Origin of the sequence: Dendronalium phyllosphericum CENA369 (assembly GCF_016056275.1) — a bacterium.
Lineage (GTDB): Bacteria > Cyanobacteriota > Cyanobacteriia > Cyanobacteriales > Nostocaceae > Dendronalium > Dendronalium phyllosphericum.
In genome coordinates this window covers 1-2,174 of record NZ_JAECZA010000182.1, presented here as the reverse complement: position 1 = coordinate 2,174, position 2,174 = coordinate 1, and the positions used below count along the sequence as shown (strand labels likewise).

Annotated in this window: 4 protein-coding genes and 1 pseudogene; 1 reads left to right on the top strand and 4 read right to left on the bottom strand. The window is 39.1% G+C overall.

The features are described 5' to 3' along the window. The coding region (locus tag I8752_RS22105) for a transposase (protein WP_214434421.1) at nucleotides 1-419 on the top strand (419 nt) is incomplete at its 5' end. Here the strand turns inward: I8752_RS22105 and I8752_RS22100 are convergent. The 4 genes and pseudogenes from I8752_RS22100 to I8752_RS22085 all read right to left on the bottom strand — a co-directional run. Next, nucleotides 414-911, bottom strand: a complete 498-nt coding sequence (locus I8752_RS22100; protein WP_225895835.1) for a hypothetical protein — start codon at nucleotides 909-911, stop codon at nucleotides 414-416. The two genes, I8752_RS22105 and I8752_RS22100, sit on opposite strands and share 6 nt — an antisense overlap. Nucleotides 912-920: 9 nt before the next feature. Further along, a complete protein-coding gene (locus I8752_RS22095; protein ID WP_214434422.1) occupies nucleotides 921-1,265 on the bottom strand; it encodes a hypothetical protein in 345 nt (114 codons plus the stop codon). 1 nt (nucleotide 1,266) lies between these two features. Then, on the bottom strand, nucleotides 1,267-1,944 hold the full coding sequence (locus I8752_RS22090) for a hypothetical protein (protein ID WP_214434420.1): 678 nt from the start codon (nucleotides 1,942-1,944) through the stop codon (nucleotides 1,267-1,269). A 5-nt stretch (nucleotides 1,945-1,949) separates the two neighbouring features. Then, a pseudogene (locus I8752_RS22085) lies at nucleotides 1,950-2,174 on the bottom strand (IS4 family transposase); the annotation flags it as partial.

Here is a 2,174-nt window from a genome sequence, read left to right as displayed (position 1 = left end):
CATTTTATCGGGGAGCGAAGGTAACAGTAATCGGGGCAGTAAGCATGAAACAAGTTTTGGCTGTGATGACGTTGAATAGTTCAATGGATGGAAATGCATTTAAAGTCTTTATTGAAAAGTGTTTACTTCCCCAACTCTGGACGGGTGCTGTAGTTGTTATGGATAATGTCCCTGCACATAAAGTGGAAGGAATCGAGTCTTTAATTCAATCAAAGGGTGCAAATGTTCTTTATCAGTCACCTTATTCTCCTGACTTTAATCCCATCGAACATTGGTGGTCACAATTAAAAGCTTTTTTACGCTCCTTTTCTCCAACCTCTTCAAAAATGGTTGATGTTCTCATCGCAACTGCACTTAATTTGATTAATCCAGAGCATTTAAAAAACTGGTTTACAAACTGTTGTTACTGTACCTCATAAACCTGCAATACGCTGTAGATGAATTGGCAATGTAATAAATACGTGATGAGTTAATACAGTGTTTAGTACACAAATTGGTAAATCAATTACTAGGATTTTCAGATAGTGGCGAATTCTTACAGGCATTTTTAAATCGATATTTCCATAGCCATTGCCTAGCTTCAATTCGCCCAACACACTTACCAGTTGAGTCATAAACAAAAATTGTTTCATCTTCGAGATAACCTGTAGTATCTGGTCTAGGGTTATGCCTAAATGAGTCCAAATAATCAGCGAACGCACAGTCCTAAATGAAGGCATAACACCCAGAGAATTAATCTTGTCAGCGGTTTGTGCCTTTTGCTCGGCTTTAATGCGTTCTAGTTCCTCCGACTCTCTAATAATGATGCCACTGTTATAAGTTTTGAATTGGGCTGGCAGTTGTGATAACCAAGGGCTAATGATTAACCCCATGCCCAATAATCCCAACAGTGCTTGCTTTTGGTATTTCATTGCTAGGAATTAGCTTGAAACTGGCTCGTATTGCTCTAAAATTTTGCCAAAATTATCGATGGTATTTGCAATCGGTTCATCAACTTCAACCGCTTGTTCAATTTGAACATCTACTTGTTCCGGCTCTAGTTGTGGAGTTTCAAAGCCGATACTATTGAGTATTTCGCGTTCAAGACACATCATTACCTCCAGATAAAACAGCAATGAATGTTTTATTGCTGCAATTGAATTTGGTTTATATCTGTTTGAACCGACGTTGCGTGTGTCACCCGAATGTACACAGACAACCCAATGCAAACCAGAAGGAAAATAATTGAGAATCCTATTTGGTTCTGTTCCAAAAACTTGCGCCATTTTAGGTTGGAGATTGGATTTGTTTTCGGAATAAACAGCGTGTCAAATTTTTCATGTCCTGGATTGTCGTCGGTTGTGTAGACTTTTTTTCTGGTGTTGGTACTTTTAGTTCTTGCAAGAATGCTTCGGGGTCAAAACCAGGGGTAGAAGTTTGGGTTAGGCTTTGAACTTCTTGTTTGATTTCTACCCCAGTCTTGAACCCATAGTCTTTAGTAATTTGTTGCCTAATCTCAGGATTTTTGGCTAATTGATAAATAAAAGCTATTTCCTCGAACCCATTTTGCGTCCGTTGCTGCAAACTTTCAACATCAAGCTCACTCTTGATCTCATCGAATAGCTCTTGTTCAAACTGATGAACTGCGAACGCTTGGGCTACAACCTTACCTGCAACAATGTCAAGGAATGCTTTAAATGTTTCTTGGCTGACTCCTTCAATTCTCAACTGTTCGCTCACACTTTCTATGGCTTGGGTTTGTATATTCGCCAAACTATTTCCACCTCCTAACAGCTTCGATTTATCGAGGGTAGTTTGCGCTAGATTGAACAGCCTCTCTAAGCGATCGACAACATTAATACTGAATTGTTCAGCTTCCGGATCGATACTTGAGTCAAACTTAGCCAACTCCTGTAAACCAGCAATGATTTTTTCTGTTGAGTATTTTTCTTCAAGGGGCGACAAGCGAGTTAAAGAGCTTGCTGTATAAGCTTCATAGCCCTTAAACCTCGCTGATAATATGCTTGCTTATTGCGACTGAAACCGACCAGTTCCTCGACCCATGCTTGACACTCATGCCAAGCGACTATCCAATTTTGACCATATAAACCTATCCAGAAATTACTATGACGTTTCTCATTTCTATTTTTTTCTTGACTACGACAAATATAGGAATCAAGTTTTTGAAATTTAGT